General features: G+C 59.9%; 1 pseudogene. It reads left to right on the top strand.

From position 1 onward, the window contains the following. Positions 1 to 302, top strand: a pseudogene (locus AB3X86_RS38445) (integrase core domain-containing protein); the annotation flags it as partial.

The raw sequence follows: 302 nt of genomic DNA, 5'->3' as shown, positions 1-302 counted from the left end.
GGCTGTGGTGGACTGGGCCAGCCGAAAGGTATTGGCACATCGCGTGGCGATCACGCTGGAAGCGATCCATGCGGTCGAGGCGCTTGAAGAGGCATTCGCGAAATACGGCCAGCCTGAAATCGTCAACGCCGACCAGGGCAGTCAGTTCACGGCGACCGCTTTCACCGACGCGGTTCATATGAGTCGGTCAGCCACGCCCGGCGCTCAATCGGCGATTACATCAATCTGTACAACCAGAGACGACCTCATTCGAGTCTGGAAGACCGCACGCCGGATGAGGCATACTTCGCGACACTGCCTGC

This window comes from Paraburkholderia sp. BR14374, from assembly GCF_040948685.1.
GTDB lineage: Bacteria > Pseudomonadota > Gammaproteobacteria > Burkholderiales > Burkholderiaceae > Paraburkholderia > Paraburkholderia youngii.
This window is presented reverse-complemented; position numbering and strand designations above follow the sequence as displayed.